The sequence below is a fragment of the Paracidovorax konjaci genome (assembly GCF_900112675.1).
Taxonomy (GTDB): Bacteria; Pseudomonadota; Gammaproteobacteria; order Burkholderiales; family Burkholderiaceae_C; genus Paracidovorax; species Paracidovorax konjaci.
On the sequence record NZ_FOMQ01000008.1, the window covers coordinates 45970 to 59268 of the forward strand.

Annotated in this window: 14 protein-coding genes; 9 read left to right on the plus strand and 5 right to left on the minus strand. The window is 69.5% G+C overall.

The genetic code is table 11. From position 1 onward, the window contains the following. Nucleotides 1-50: 50 nt before the first annotated feature. On the minus strand, nucleotides 51-1451 hold the full coding sequence (locus BM144_RS13530) for an aminopeptidase P N-terminal domain-containing protein (RefSeq protein ID WP_092953117.1): 1401 nt from the start codon (nucleotides 1449-1451) through the stop codon (nucleotides 51-53). Between the two features lie 195 nt (nucleotides 1452-1646). Here BM144_RS13530 and BM144_RS13535 point away from each other — a divergent pair, with 195 nt between their 5' ends. Further along, on the plus strand, nucleotides 1647-2402 hold the full coding sequence (locus BM144_RS13535) for a hypothetical protein (protein WP_092953119.1): 756 nt from the start codon (nucleotides 1647-1649) through the stop codon (nucleotides 2400-2402). Here the strand turns inward: BM144_RS13535 and BM144_RS13540 are convergent. Next, on the minus strand, nucleotides 2392-3177 hold the full coding sequence (locus BM144_RS13540; RefSeq protein WP_092953121.1) for a nucleotidyltransferase family protein: 786 nt from the start codon (nucleotides 3175-3177) through the stop codon (nucleotides 2392-2394). The genes BM144_RS13535 and BM144_RS13540 overlap by 11 nt on opposite strands. Nucleotides 3178-3184: 7 nt before the next feature. Continuing rightward, nucleotides 3185-3586 carry an S-adenosylmethionine decarboxylase family protein gene (locus tag BM144_RS13545; protein WP_092953123.1) on the minus strand — a complete coding sequence of 134 codons (402 nt, stop codon included), beginning with the start codon at nucleotides 3584-3586 and terminating at the stop codon, nucleotides 3185-3187. A gap of 104 nt (nucleotides 3587-3690) precedes the next feature. Between BM144_RS13545 and tkt the strand changes: the two genes are divergently transcribed. The 5 genes from tkt to BM144_RS13570 all read left to right on the plus strand — a co-directional run bounded on the left by tkt (nucleotide 3691) and on the right by BM144_RS13570 (nucleotide 8641). Then, a complete protein-coding gene (tkt, locus tag BM144_RS13550; RefSeq protein WP_092953125.1) occupies nucleotides 3691-5778 on the plus strand; it encodes a transketolase in 2088 nt (695 codons plus the stop codon). A 31-nt stretch (nucleotides 5779-5809) separates the two neighbouring features. Continuing rightward, nucleotides 5810-6274, plus strand: coding sequence for a hypothetical protein (locus BM144_RS13555; RefSeq protein ID WP_092953127.1), 465 nt, complete (start codon nucleotides 5810-5812; stop codon nucleotides 6272-6274). 18 nt (nucleotides 6275-6292) lie between these two features. Then, complete coding sequence (locus BM144_RS13560) at nucleotides 6293-7087, plus strand: hypothetical protein (protein WP_092953129.1); 795 nt, start codon at nucleotides 6293-6295, stop codon at nucleotides 7085-7087. 48 nt (nucleotides 7088-7135) lie between these two features. Beyond that, entirely contained in the window at nucleotides 7136-8137 is a 1002-nt protein-coding gene (gene gap, locus BM144_RS13565; protein ID WP_092953131.1) for a type I glyceraldehyde-3-phosphate dehydrogenase, read from the plus strand. A 141-nt stretch (nucleotides 8138-8278) separates the two neighbouring features. Next, nucleotides 8279-8641, plus strand: a complete 363-nt coding sequence (locus BM144_RS13570; protein ID WP_217644343.1) for a tRNA-binding protein — start codon at nucleotides 8279-8281, stop codon at nucleotides 8639-8641. 30 nt (nucleotides 8642-8671) lie between these two features. Here the strand turns inward: BM144_RS13570 and BM144_RS13575 are convergent, their stop codons facing one another. Both BM144_RS13575 and BM144_RS13580 read right to left on the minus strand, forming a co-directional pair. Next, complete coding sequence (locus tag BM144_RS13575; RefSeq protein WP_092953133.1) at nucleotides 8672-9664, minus strand: tripartite tricarboxylate transporter substrate-binding protein; 993 nt, start codon at nucleotides 9662-9664, stop codon at nucleotides 8672-8674. A gap of 5 nt (nucleotides 9665-9669) precedes the next feature. Next, entirely contained in the window at nucleotides 9670-10845 is a 1176-nt protein-coding gene (locus BM144_RS13580; RefSeq protein WP_092953135.1) for a M20 aminoacylase family protein, read from the minus strand. A gap of 355 nt (nucleotides 10846-11200) precedes the next feature. Between BM144_RS13580 and BM144_RS13585 the strand changes: the two genes are divergently transcribed. From BM144_RS13585 to BM144_RS13595, 3 genes are all read left to right on the plus strand, one after another. Further along, nucleotides 11201-11659 carry a DUF4398 domain-containing protein gene (locus BM144_RS13585; protein WP_245783659.1) on the plus strand — a complete coding sequence of 153 codons (459 nt, stop codon included), beginning with the start codon at nucleotides 11201-11203 and terminating at the stop codon, nucleotides 11657-11659. 62 nt (nucleotides 11660-11721) lie between these two features. Beyond that, nucleotides 11722-12612 carry an OmpA family protein gene (locus BM144_RS13590; RefSeq protein WP_092953137.1) on the plus strand — a complete coding sequence of 297 codons (891 nt, stop codon included), beginning with the start codon at nucleotides 11722-11724 and terminating at the stop codon, nucleotides 12610-12612. Nucleotides 12613-12697: 85 nt separating this feature from the next. Further along, the gene (locus BM144_RS13595; RefSeq protein WP_092953139.1) at nucleotides 12698-13243 is read left to right on the plus strand and encodes a DUF924 family protein; all 546 of its coding nucleotides are present in this window, start codon (nucleotides 12698-12700) and stop codon (nucleotides 13241-13243) included. The last annotated feature ends 56 nt before the right edge of the window (nucleotides 13244-13299 follow it).

Genomic DNA, 13299 nt, shown 5'->3' on the forward strand with positions numbered 1-13299 from the left:
CGGCCGGGTGCGCGCGCGGCCGACGGCCGCACGGTGAGGGCGTGCGCGGTTCAGCCGCGCATCAACGCCTCGATCTCGTCCGCCTCGACCGGCACGCCGCGCGTGATCAGCTCGCAACCGCCTTCGGTCACGATGGCGTCGTCCTCGATGCGGATGCCGATGTGGTGGAACGCCTCGGGCACGCCGGGCGCGGGGCGGATGTACAGCCCCGGCTCGATGGTCAGCACCATGCCCGGGCGCAGGATGCGGCTGGGGCGGTTGGTGATGGCCTCGCCCGACAGCGGGTCGCGGCGCTCGCTGGTCTGCCCCACTTCCGTGGGCTCCACGTAGCTGCCGCAGTCGTGCACGTCCATGCCGAGCCAGTGGCCCGTGCGGTGCATGTAGAACTGGAAATAGGCGCGCTGCTCGATCACGTCCTGTGCCGAGCCGAAGCGGTTGCGGTCGAGCAGGCCCAGGTCGAGCAGGCCCTGCGCCAGCACGGCCACGGTGGCGTCGTGCGGGTCGTTGAAGCGCGCGCCGGACCGGGTGGCCGCCACGGCCGCATGCTGGCTCGCCAGCACGAGGTCGTACACATCGCGCTGCGGTCCCGTGAAACGGCCGTCGGCAGGGAAGGTGCGCGTGATGTCGCTCGCATAGCCATCCAGCTCGCAGCCGGCATCGATCAGCACCAGCTCGCCCGCGCGCAGCGGCGCGGCGTCTGCGCGGTAGTGCAGTACGCAGGCGTTGGCGCCCGCGGCAACGATGGAGTTGTAGGCCACGGCCTGCGATCCCTGGCGCCGGAATTCGTGCAGCAGTTCGGCATCGAGGTGGTATTCGCGCGCATCCTCTCCCGCGCGCAGCATGCGGGCGCTGCACTGCATGGCGCGGATGTGGGCCCCGGCGCTGATGCGCGCGGCGCGCCGCATCACATCCTGTTCGTGCGCGTCCTTGATGAGGCGCATCTCGTCCAGCAGCGTGCACAGATCGCCCTGCTGCGCAGGGCACAGGGCGCCGTAGCGCACGCGGGCCCGCACCTTCTGCAGCCAGCCGTCCACGCGCGCCGCCAGGCCTTCGTGCGTGGCGAACGGAAACCACACGCGCTCCCGGTTCTCCAGCAGGCGGGGCAGCAGCGCCTCCAGCTGCGTTGCCGAATGCGCGGCATCCACGCCCAACGCGCCGGGCGCGGCCTCGGGCCCGAGGCGGTAGCCGTCCCAGATCTCGCGCTCCAGGTCCTTGGGCTGGCAAAAGAGCGTGGCATGCCCCTCGGCCGTGAGCACCAGCCAGCCCTGCGGCTCGGTGAAACCGGTCAGGTAGTAGAAGTAGCTGTCGTGCCGGTACAGGTAGTCGGTATCGCGGTTGCGAATGCGCTCCGGGGCGGTGGGTACGATGGCGATGCCGCCTTCGCCCAGCAGGGAGGCGAGGTGGGCGCGGCGCTGGGCGTAGAGGGCGGGGCTGGCGTGGATTGCGGTCATCGGTCTGCCTGTGGTCGGTGCATAAAGTGGGGACAGGCCGACCTTCGCCGCGCTGCCGGCACCCAGGGCCGGCGGAGGCTGCGTACAGGGCCTGTTCCAATACCATCGGTTCTACCACCGCCGCGTCCTCCCCGGCAGGCTCCACAGCGGGTACCTGCGGTTATTTTCCAGTCCGCCCCGCGGCCTTCCCCGTCCATGCCTGACCTGTTTTTCGCGCTCACCCCATTCGTTCTGGGAACGTTTCTCCCCTTGCTCGGGATGGCGCTGACGGCCGCACTGCTGGTCTACGGCCTGTACGCCCGCGCCATCGACTTGCCATACAAATGGCGGCTGAACGGACGCGCCTTGATCGCGCTCTGCGTCCTGGCGGCGCTGTGCGACGCATGGATCGCGGCACGCCTTTACCTGGCGCACCGCGCACGCCAGGCCTGGGAGGACAGTGCGCCGGTGCGCGCCAGCCGCGAGCGTTTCGTGCTGCCGCAGGATTTCCGGTACGGCGAGCTTTCGCTGCCCGCCGGCAGCCTGGTCAACCGGCGCGACCCTTTCGACAAAGGCGAGCCCTCCCGGCCGCTGGCATTGCACGGGCTGGAGGCTGTGCGGTTCGCGCAGCCGGTGCAGGTGGCTGGCGTATGGGCCAGCGCTCTCGATGTGCTGGCCACGCGCGTGGAACTGGCGCAGGACCAGCGCATCGGCCCCCTGCACCGTTACGACGCGGCCAACCAACGCTGGGCCGTCAATCCGGTCGTGCCGGCACTCGCCTGCCGGCGCGGACAAGTTGCCGTTTTCCATGCGCCCCACATTCCCTACGATCTGCAAGCAGAACTCGGCCGCCCTCCTCCGGACGGCCCCTCGGCCCGGTTCCTGCCCAGCCAGTGGTTGTTCCTCCGATGCGAGAGCGGCCCCCCGGTAGAAGTGCAGCCCGCCGCGGCGGCGCCCGGGGTCAGCGGTTGAGTTCCGCCAGACGTTCCGGCGTGCCCACGTCGGTCCAGCGCCCCGTGTAGAGCGCAGCCGTCACCCGGCCCTGGTCCATGGCGCTGCGCAGCAGCGGCGCCAGCGGGGCCGCAATGCCGTCCGGGTTGCCGGTCGGGATGTCGCACCAGGGCGCGGCGAAGAGGTCGGCGCGCAGCAACGCCAGCGTGCTGTAGGTATAGCGCGGCGCGGGGTCATGGGCGGGCAGGTTGAGCGCGCGTCCCTCCGCCGACAGCCCGAAGTCGCCGCGCGGATGGTGCGCGGGGTTGGGCACGAGCCAGAGGTGGGCCAGCGCGTCGCTGGCGGCGAAGGCGGCGGCATCCTCGGCCGCGAAAGTGAAATCGGGCGTGAACACATCGCCCGCGGCGAGCCAGAACACCGGCCCCAGACCGGGCAGCGCACGCGCGATGCCGCCGGCCGTCTCCAGCGCGCCGCCGAAATCGCGGCCCTCGCGGGAGTATGAAATTGATAGCACTCCAGGTCCATTTTGCAGCGGCATGGAGGTGATTTCACTGCCAAAGCGGTCGCTGATCTGCTCGCCCAGCCAGGCCGTGTTGACCACCGCCGAGTGCACGCCGGCCGCCGCCAGGGCATCCAGGTGCCACTGCAGCAGCGGGCGCCCGCGCACGGTGAGCAGGGGTTTGGGCGTGGTGTCGGTGAGCGGGCGCATGCGCTCGCCCCGGCCCGCGGCCAGGAGCATGGCCGGCGGCTGCGCGCCCGGTGCGGGCGCGGCGGAGGAATGCGGCAGGGAAGTCATTCGGATATCAGACAGGAAAAGCGCCGCCCGCAGCCGCCGGTTCGCCGCGGCGCAAAGCGTGGCGCTGCACGGTGGCGGGCTCGAACAGCGCCAGCAGCGCGTCCATCAGCGCCTGGGCCTGCGCGGAGTGGTCGGCGCCGAAATTGCACACATAGACGTCGAGCGTGACGGCACGCTGCTCCGGCCAGGTGTGGATGCACAGGTGCGACTCGGCCAGCAACACCGTGGCGGTGACGCCGCCGGGCCCGTGCGCGGTGGCCGGAAACGGATGGAAGAGCTGGCCGACGGCCTGCAGGCCCGCGCCGCGCACGGCATCCAGGCACGCCTGGCCCAGTGCGCCGGCATCGAGCAGCCACTGCGCGGCGCAGCGGCATCCGTGGAGATCGGCGGTGAGGTGCAGGCCTTGCATGGCCCGCACTGTAGTGCAGCGCGGCGGGGTGGAGCCCGGGGTGCCGGGGTGGGCCGGTAAAATGCGCGGTTTTCCCTCCCCGCCCCCTTCCGGAGCCGCCCCTGATGGCCAATTCTCAACAGATGGCGAATGCGATCCGCGCACTCGCAATGGATGCAGTTCAACAGGCCAATTCCGGCCATCCCGGCGCCCCGATGGGCATGGCCGACATGGCCGTCGCGCTGTGGGCACGCCACCTCAGGCACAACCCTGCCAACCCGCAGTGGGCCGATCGCGACCGCTTCGTGCTCTCCAACGGCCATGGCTCGATGCTGCTGTACGCGCTGCTGCACCTCACGGGCTACGACCTGCCCATCGAAGAGCTGAAGAACTTCCGCCAGCTGCACAGCAAGACGGCCGGCCACCCCGAATACGGCATCACCCCCGGCGTGGAAACCACCACCGGCCCGCTGGGCCAGGGCATCACCAATGCCGTGGGCTTCGCGCTGGCCGAGAAGCTGCTCGCACGCGAGTTCAACCGCAAGAACGGCGATGTGGACCACACCATCGTGGACCACCACACTTACGTGTTCCTCGGCGACGGCTGCCTCATGGAAGGCATCAGCCAGGAAGCGATCTCGCTGGCCGGCGCCTGGAAGCTCGGCAAGCTGATCGCGCTGTACGACGACAACGGCATCTCCATCGACGGCCAGGTCGCACCCTGGTTCCTGGACGACACGCCGGCCCGCTTCCGCGCGAGCGGCTGGAACGTGATCGGTCCGGTGGACGGCCACGACGTGGAGGCCGTGGCCGCCGCGGTGCAGAGCGCCAAGACCAGCCTCGACAAGCCCACGCTGGTGGTCTGCAAGACGGCCATCGGCAAGGGTTCGCCCAACCGCGCCGGCACCTCCAAGGCGCACGGCGAGCCGCTCGGCGCCGACGAAATCACGCTCACGCGCAACGCCATCGGCTGGAGCCACGTGCCCTTCGAGATCCCGGCCGAGGTCTATGCCGACTGGAACGCCAAGGACACCGGCGCCCAGGCCGAGGGCGAGTGGCAGCAGCGCTTCGACGCGTACGCCGCCGCCTATCCCGAGCTGGCCGCCGAGTTCCTGCGCCGCATGGCGGGCGACCTGCCCAAGCACTTCGCCCAGACCGCCGTGGATGCCGTCGTGAACGCCCACACCAAGGCCGAGACCGTGGCGAGCCGCAAGGCCAGCCAGATCGCGCTGGAAGCCTTCACGGCCGCACTGCCCGAACTGCTGGGCGGCAGCGCCGACCTCACGGGCTCCAACCTCACCAACACCAAGAGCACGCCCGCGCTGCGCTTCGATGAGCACGGCGACGTGGTGCAGGTCGAAGTCAACACCGGCGGCACCGAGACCGCCAAGCTGGGCGGCCGCCACATCAACTACGGCGTGCGCGAGTTCGGCATGGCCGCGATCATGAACGGCATCGCGCTGCACGGCGGCTTCGTGCCCTACGGCGGCACGTTCCTCACGTTCAGCGACTACAGCCGCAACGCCATCCGCATGGCCGCGCTCATGAAGCTGCGCGTGGTGCACGTGTTCACGCACGACTCCATCGGCCTGGGCGAGGATGGCCCCACCCACCAGTCGATCGAACATGCCGCCAGCCTGCGCCTGATCCCGGGCCTGGACGTCTGGCGCCCCGCCGACACGGCCGAAACCGCCGTGGCCTGGAGCGTGGCCCTGTCCAACCGCAACAAGCCCACGGCGCTGCTGCTCTCGCGCCAGAACCTGGCCTACGCTCCCAAGCGCGACCTGGGCGACATCAGCCGCGGCGCCTATGTGCTCTCCGAGCCCGGCGACGTGGGCATCAAGAAGAAGCCCCAGGCCGTGATCATCGCCACCGGCTCCGAAGTGCAGCTGGCCCTGGCCGCGCAGAAGCTGCTGGCCGAGAAGAAGATCGCCGTGCGCGTCGTCTCCATGCCCAGCACCACCACCTTCGACCGCGAAGACGTGAAGTACAAGGCCAGCGTGCTGCCGGCCGGCGTACCCCGCATCGCTGTGGAAATGGGCGTGACCGACGGCTGGTGGAAGTACGGCTGCGCTGCCGTCGTGGGCATCGACACCTTCGGCGAATCGGCCCCGGCGCCCGTGCTGTTCAAGCACTTCGGCTTCACGCCCGAGAACGTGGCCGACGCCGTGCGCGTGGCCGTCGGCGCTGCGCGGCTGAAGAAGTCCCGCTGACACTACGGCACGACACGCTCCCATCGTAGAGATGCCATCCAGCAGGAAAATCGTCAAGGTGCTGGTGCTTGTCTCGGTGGGAGTGGTAGGTACCGCAGCGCTGCTCTTCATCGGTGCATGGGCCACTTTCGACATCAGCGACGTCGGCCGCGGCTCGATGACCTACCGGCTTGCGGCGCCCCGGTCACTCAAGTCGGTTGAAACCATCGGCGAGTGCAGGCCACCCATGGCACGCTGGAAGGGCCGCGATGGCGAGGGTGTCCCGTTCAGTTCCCTGACCTACGGCAGTTCGGCGTCCACGCTGGACATCCTGCGGTTCTATGAAGCAGCCTTCGCGAAACAGGCGTGCGAAGTGGAGACATCTGCTTCCGGTTCAGGAGCGGCCCCCCTGCTCGGCATGCTCTGCCGCAATCCCGAATTTGCGTCGGTGCAAGTCTTTGTCGACAAGGAAGGGGCCTGCAGGGATGTCACCGTCGGGTTCACAGAGAACGACTAGCCCACCGGAAGCACCACCATGAGCAAACGGGCCGACATCATCGAAGGAGCGCAAGCGTCCGCCGCGAAGTACGGGCTCGTCTATACCTGCAACCTGGGCTGGCTCGACCTGGGGCACATGGACCCGCAGTCCACCAGGCCGCATACCGGCGCATCGTCGCTGTGGAAAGAAATCAATGCGGGGGGACCGGAGGTGCGGCAATGCCGTGGCGCCCACCGGCATATATGCACCCAGCCAACCAACGCCAGCCGTTTTCCTGCGGTGACGTTTGCTGACGGCAAATCGACCGGATTCAAGCTGACTTACAAGCAGGACATGCAGAAACGACTGCTCGGCGTGACTGCGTCCTCAGAGGTCAAGCGGGAATACATCGTTCGACACAATCTCTCACTCGCCGAGAAGAGGTCAGTCGCCCTGGCGATCTTCATGGAAGTGAGCTTGGCGTTCGAATCGCACCAGACGCACTTCCCGAGGTTCATCACCGACAGCGGATTCAGCCAGGAAGACCTCGTGTCCAACCTGATCGGATTCCACATCGCAGTGGGAACGGTGAGCAAAGCGCAGGTTCTCGCCATGGCGAAACCCGTCTCCAAGGCCGCGGCGCTTTCCATCTGGGACCGACATGGCTCCGTGGGCAGCAACAAGAATCGGGGCTTCAAACCCTTGTTCAGCCCTGACACCTGGATGATCACCGACAAGGCCTGCACGGATGAATGTGCTGGAATCGTTCCCCATGCCCCGGAGTTCCTGGGCAGCATCAGGCCTGCCGAGAAGGGAGATCTCTTCATGAACAACGTGCTGGGCAGCTCTTGATTACCGAATTCAAAGTTTCTTTCATCTCACTTCATAAAGGGTAAGACCATGACGATCAAGATTGGCATCAACGGCTTCGGCCGCATCGGCCGCAACGTGCTGCGCTCGGCGGTGCAGAACTTCAGCGACATCGAAGTCGTGGGCATCAACGACCTGCTGGAGCCCGACTACCTCGCCTACATGCTGCAGTACGACTCCGTGCACGGCCGCTTCGAGGGCACCGTGTCGGTCGAAGGCAATACGCTGGTGGTGAACGGCAAGAAGATCCGCCTCACGCAGGAGCGCGACCCCGCCAACCTGAAGTGGGGCGAGATCGGCGCCGAGGTGGTGATCGAGTCCACAGGCCTGTTCCTCGACAAGGTGACGGCGCAGAAGCACCTGGATGCGGGCGCGAAGAAGGTGGTGCTGTCGGCGCCGTCGAAGGACGATACGCCGATGTTCGTCTATGGCGTCAACCACGACACCTACGCCGGCCAGGCCATCGTCTCCAATGCCTCGTGCACCACCAACTGCCTGGCCCCCGTGGCCAAGGTGCTGAACGACAAGTGGGGCATCAAGCGCGGCCTGATGACCACGGTGCATGCCGCCACGGCCACGCAGAAGACGGTGGACGGCCCCTCCAACAAGGACTGGCGCGGCGGCCGCGGCATCCTGGAGAACATCATCCCCTCCTCCACGGGCGCGGCCAAGGCCGTGGGCGTGGTGATCCCCGCGCTGAACAAGAAGCTGACGGGCATGTCGTTCCGCGTGCCCACCTCCGACGTGTCGGTGGTGGACCTGACGGTGGAGCTGGAGAAGGCCGCCACCTACGACGAGATCAAGGCCGAGATGAAGGCCCAGTCCGAAGGCGCGCTCAAGGGCGTGCTGGGCTACACGGAAGACAAGGTGGTGGCCACCGACTTCCGCGGTGACGCACGCACCTCGATCTTCGACGCCGACGCCGGCATCGCGCTGGACGGCACGTTCGTGAAGATCGTCTCCTGGTACGACAACGAGTGGGGCTACTCGAACAAGTGCCTGGAAATGGTGCGTGTGGTGGCGGCCAAGTAAGCCCTCCCCCGCGATCCGCGCAGAAGCCAGAACCGCCCGCCGGTTCTGGCTTTTTTCATGGCGCCGGCCCGGCGGGTCCGTGGCCCGCAGCACAGGCGTTGCGCGACATTTCCCATGCGGGCGCCCGGGCACCATGCAGGCATGACCGATGCCGCCGCCACGCCCCTGCCCCCGATCACCTGGAACGATTTCGCCAAAGTGGAGCTGCGCGCCGGCCGCATCGTGGCCGCCGAACCGTTTCCCCAGGCCCGCAAGCCGGCCTACATCCTGCACATCGACTTCGGGCCCGGCATCGGCGTGCGCAAATCCAGCGCCCAGATCGCGGTGCACTACACGCCAGAGACGCTGGTGGGCCGGCAGGTGGTTGCCGTGCTGAACTTCCCGAGCAAGCAGATCGGCCCGATCCGGTCCGAATGCCTGGTCACCGGCTTTCCCGATGCCGATGGCCACGTGGTGCTGTGCACGCCCGCGCAGGACGTGCCGCTGGGCGCGCGGCTGTTCTGAGCAGCCGGCCCGCCGGAACCTGCGCCGTCGTCATTCGATGCGCACGTCGGCGGCCTTCACGGTCCGCCCGGCGGCCACCGCATCGTCCTTCAGCAGTTGCTGGAACTCGGCCGCAGGCAGCGTGCCTGCCTCCACGCCCACGCGCGCCAGCCGCTCCTGCACGGCCGGGTCGGCCAGCACCTTGCGCACGGCGGCGTTGATGCGCTCCACCTCGGCGGGCGGCGTCGCGGCCGGCGCCAGCAGCCCCAGCCAGGTGTCGAAGGTGTAGCCCGGCACGCCGGATTCGGCCACGGTGGGCAGATCGGGCAGGAAGCGAGAGCGGGTGGTGCCCGAATAGGCCAGCAGCTTCACACGCGGGTCGCTGCGCAGCGGGAGCATGCCCATGGTCGCGCCCGTCACCACCTGCACGCGGCCGGCCAGCAGCTCGGTGGTGGCGTCGCCCGTGGACTTGAAGGGAATGTGCTGCAGCTGCACGCCCGCCTGGGCGGCGAGCGACGCGGTGGCGAGGTGCGACGCGCTGCCGTTGCCGGCCGACGCGTAGTTCAGCACGCCGGGCTGCGCCTTCGCCTTGGCCAACAGATCGGCGATGGAGGCGATGCCCGAAGCCGCCGGCACGCCCACCACGTAGCCCGTGCGGCCCAGGAATGCCACGCCCACGAAGTCCTTCACCGGGTCATAGGGCAGCCTGGCGTAGAGGTGGCTGGCGAGGTGGTGGCTGGCCGCGGCCAGCACCAGGGTGTTGCCGTCGGGCGCGGCCTTGGCGACCTGGCCCGTGCCCACGGTGCCGCCCGCGCCGGCCCGGTTGTCCACGACCACGGTGGCGCCCAGCGCCTGGCCGAGTTCGTTGCTGAAGGTGCGGGCCACGGTGTCCTGCGTGGCACCGGCACCGAAGGGCACGACGATGCGGATCACGCGGTCGGCGTGCGCGGCGCCGGACAGCGCCAGCAGCGCGGCGGAGGCGGCGGCAGCGGCCCACAGGCGGTGGCGCGGGAGGAAAGAAAACAGAAGCGGCGAAGAGGCCATGGCTTTCAGGTCCGGTCGGGATGGAGCCACCGTTCGGCCAGCCGCACGAAGTAGCGGGCTCCGGTGGCGAGGATGCCGTCGTTGAAATCGAACGAACGGTTGTGGATGAGGCACGGCCCGTCGCCGTGCCCCGGCAGGCGGTGGTCGCCCGGCCCGTTGCCGATGAAGGCGTAGCAGCCGGGCCGCGCGCGCAGCATGTGGGCGAAGTCCTCGGCGGCGAGCACGGCGGGGAAGGCCTCGTCCACGGCCTCCGGGCCCGCGACCTCGCGCATCACCTGGGCGGCGAAGGCGGCTTCGGCCGGGTGGTTCACGAGCGGCGGAGACGACCGCGTGAAGCGCACTTCGGCCATGCAGCCGTGCGCCAGCGCCGTGTGCTCGGCCTGCCGGCGCAACGCGGCCTCGATGCGGTCGAGCGCATCGATCGAGAAGGTGCGCACCGTGCCGCCCACCCAGGCCGTGTCCGGGATCACGTTGGGCGCATCGGAGCCCTGGATCTGCGTGACCGCGAGCAGCGCCCGGTCGCGCCCGTCCACGTGCCGCGCCACCAGCGTCTGCAGCTGCTGGGCGAGGTCGATGGTGGCGGCCACCGGATCGATGCCGGCGTGCGGCTGCGAAGCGTGCGCGCCGCGCCCCGTGAGCACGATGCGCCAGGTGTTGCTGGACGCCATGAGCGCGCCAGGGTTGAGCGCGAATGCGCCCACGCGGTCCAGGGCGAAGTTGTGCAGCGCGAAGACGGCATCGCACGGAAAGCGCTCGAACAGGCCTTCCTCGATCATGCGGCGCGCGCCCGCCTTGCCCATCTCTTCGGCGGGCTGGAAGATGAAGTGCACGGTGCCGGTGAAGTCGCGCGTGCGCGCCAGTTGCCATGCCGCCGCCAGCAGCATGGTGGTGTGGCCGTCGTGCCCGCAGGCATGCATGCGCCCGGCGTGCCGCGAGCGGTGGGCGAAGCGGTTTTCTTCGTCGAGCGGCAGCGCGTCCATGTCGGCACGCAGGCCGATGGTCCGGCGGCCCGGGCGGCCGTGCAGCACGCCCACCACGCCGGTGCCGGCGATGCCGGTGTGCACTTCGTCGATGCCCCATTCGCGCAGCCGCCCGGCCACGAGGGCCGCGGTGCGGTGTTCTTCGAACCCCAGCTCGGGGTGGGCATGCAGGTCGCGCCGCAGGGCCACGAACGGGGCCATGTCGGCAAAGCAGTCATCGGGAAGGGAAGGCACGGTGCGGATCTCCTGGACTCGGAAGGCACCCGCCTGGCGCGGCTCCGGGCCAACCGTCCATTCTCTGGAGAACCCTTGCCTGCCTCCAAACGCGAAAGCCGCATAAGGAAACGCGTTTCGCGGGAGACCTGCCGCGCGCCGGACGTGCCCGCGCTTCCCTGCGGTCTGGCACAGACGGAACGTAACCGTAAGAAACCGCCCACGGCGGCTGCTGCGCTGCACCTACGCACCGGCCGGGGGCGCTTACCAACAATCACCTACCTTACCGCCGCGTTCCTTGCAGTGGCTCGCGGCCCGCCCACCAGCACAGGAGTTGTTCACCATGCAGACCGCCACCTTCCTCCGCACCACCACGGCCGTCCTGGCACTGGGCGCGCTCGCGGCATGTTCCTCGACCCCGCCGCCCACCGACCAATTGGCCGTGACGCGCACCACGGTCAACCGTGTCTCCGGCGAGCCCCAGGTGGCCGCCAACGCGCCGGTGGAACTGCAGCGTGCCCGCGACAAGCTGGTGGCCGCCGAGAAGGCGATGACCGACAAGCACTACGACATGGCCCGCCGCTACGCCGCCGAAGCCGAAGCCGACGCCCGCGTGGCCGAAACCAAGGCGGAGGCCACCAACAACGCGGCCACGCTGCAGCAGGTGCAGTCGAGCATCCAGTCGCTGCAATCCGAGATCACCCGCCGCGCACCGCCGCCGCCCGCTCCGGTGCCCGGCGTCGCACCAGCCCCCGGCATGGCCGTGCCGCCCGCCGTGCCACCCGTAGCCCCCGCCCGGTAAACGCTGATCGCCCCGCCGCCGATCGCCCGCCCCGAACGAACCTTCCGACAGGCAGACACACCATGCATCCCATCATTCGCCGCACCACCACCCTGGCCACCGCGCTCGTCGCCGCCGGCCTGCTGGCCGCCTGCGCCACGCGCGCCCCGCTCGACTCGGTCGAGAGCGCCCGCGCTTCCGTCAACCGCGCCGCTGGCGACCCCGCCGTCGTGCAGCACGCCCCGCTGGAACTGAAATCCGCCACCGACACGCTGGCCCGCGCCGACCGCGTCTGGAGCGAAGACAACGACGCCGCCGAAGCCAACCACCTGGCCTACCTGGCCACGCAGCGCGCGGACATCGCCTCCAACACGGCCCGCGCCCGCGTGCTGGATGCCGACATCAAGAAGGCCGGCACCGACGCCGAGCGCCTGCGCCTGACGCGCGAGGCCGACCAGGCCCGCCTGCAGGCCGAGGCCAATGCCCGCAGTGCGCAGACCGCCCAGTTGCAGGCCATGAGCGCCGAGCAGCGCGCCGCGCAGAACGAAGCCCGCGTCCGCGCCCTGGAAGCGCAACTGCGCGACATCGAAGCGCAGCAGACCGAGCGCGGCCTGCTGGTCACGCTGGGCGACGTGCTGTTCGCCTTCAACAAGGCCGAGCTGTCGGCGCAGGCCACGCCGCGCCTGGACAAGCTCGCGAACTTCCTGCGCCAGTTCCCGGACCGCAAGCTCATCATCGAGGGCCACACCGACAGCGTGGGCGGCGACGCCTACAACCAGAGCCTGTCGGAGCGCCGTGCCCAGGCCGTGCAGAGCGCACTGGTGCAGCGCGGCGTGGCGCCCGACCGCATCGTCGCGCGCGGCTATGGCAAGACCTACCCCGTGGCGGAGAACGGCTCGGCCGAGGGCCGCGCGATGAACCGCCGCGTGGAGATCGTGATCGCCGACGACAAGGGCAACCTGCGCGGCCGCTGATCGCTGCCCGGGCAATCCCCTCCCCCCACCCCGCCCGGCCCCGTGCCGGCGCGGGGTTTTTCTTGCGCCCGCGATACTGCGCTCCATGACCGCCACCGCCCACGACGTCCTGCACTTCTGGTTCGACCAGTCCACCCCTGCCCAATGGTTCCAGAAGGACAGCGCCTTCGACGACGCCATCCGCGAGCGCTTCGGCGCGCTGCATGCCCGCGCCGCACAGGGCGAGCTGTGGGACTGGCGCGCGGACGCGCCCGGCCGGCTGGCCGAGGTGATCGTGCTCGACCAGTTCTCGCGCAACCTGCTGCGCGGGCAGGCCGGGGCGTTCGCGCACGATGGCATGGCGCTGGTGCTGGCGCAGGAGGCGATCGCCCAGGGGCTGGACGGTGCGCTGCCGCCCGAGCAGCGCACCTTTCTCTACATGCCGTTCATGCACAGCGAATCGGCGCGCATCCAGGCCGAATCGGTGCGGCTCTTCGCGGCGCTGGGACGCCCCGAGAACCTCGACTTCGCGCAGCGCCACCGCGTGATCGTGGACCGCTTCGGCCGGTTTCCCCACCGCAATGCCGCGCTGGGGCGCGAGAGCACGGCCGAAGAAACGGCCTTCCTGCGCGAGCCCGGCAGCGCCTTCTGACGCGCAAAGCCCCTGCCGGCGCCAAGGGCGGCCCGGCGACTGCCTTGGAGCAAAAA

Coding starts and splice junctions, on each gene's coding strand:
- BM144_RS13530 (WP_092953117.1), bottom strand. CDS start 1,451: ATGACCGCAATCCACGCCAGCCCCGCCCTCTACGCCCAGCGCCGCGCC.
- BM144_RS13535 (WP_092953119.1), top strand. CDS start 1,647: ATGCCTGACCTGTTTTTCGCGCTCACCCCATTCGTTCTGGGAACGTTT.
- BM144_RS13540 (WP_092953121.1), bottom strand. CDS start 3,177: ATGACTTCCCTGCCGCATTCCTCCGCCGCGCCCGCACCGGGCGCGCAG.
- BM144_RS13545 (WP_092953123.1), bottom strand. CDS start 3,586: ATGCAAGGCCTGCACCTCACCGCCGATCTCCACGGATGCCGCTGCGCC.
- tkt (WP_092953125.1), top strand. CDS start 3,691: ATGGCCAATTCTCAACAGATGGCGAATGCGATCCGCGCACTCGCAATG.
- BM144_RS13555 (WP_092953127.1), top strand. CDS start 5,810: ATGCCATCCAGCAGGAAAATCGTCAAGGTGCTGGTGCTTGTCTCGGTG.
- BM144_RS13560 (WP_092953129.1), top strand. CDS start 6,293: ATGAGCAAACGGGCCGACATCATCGAAGGAGCGCAAGCGTCCGCCGCG.
- gap (WP_092953131.1), top strand. CDS start 7,136: ATGACGATCAAGATTGGCATCAACGGCTTCGGCCGCATCGGCCGCAAC.
- BM144_RS13570 (WP_217644343.1), top strand. CDS start 8,279: ATGACCGATGCCGCCGCCACGCCCCTGCCCCCGATCACCTGGAACGAT.
- BM144_RS13575 (WP_092953133.1), bottom strand. CDS start 9,664: ATGGCCTCTTCGCCGCTTCTGTTTTCTTTCCTCCCGCGCCACCGCCTG.
- BM144_RS13580 (WP_092953135.1), bottom strand. CDS start 10,845: ATGGCCCCGTTCGTGGCCCTGCGGCGCGACCTGCATGCCCACCCCGAG.
- BM144_RS13585 (WP_245783659.1), top strand. CDS start 11,201: ATGCAGACCGCCACCTTCCTCCGCACCACCACGGCCGTCCTGGCACTG.
- BM144_RS13590 (WP_092953137.1), top strand. CDS start 11,722: ATGCATCCCATCATTCGCCGCACCACCACCCTGGCCACCGCGCTCGTC.
- BM144_RS13595 (WP_092953139.1), top strand. CDS start 12,698: ATGACCGCCACCGCCCACGACGTCCTGCACTTCTGGTTCGACCAGTCC.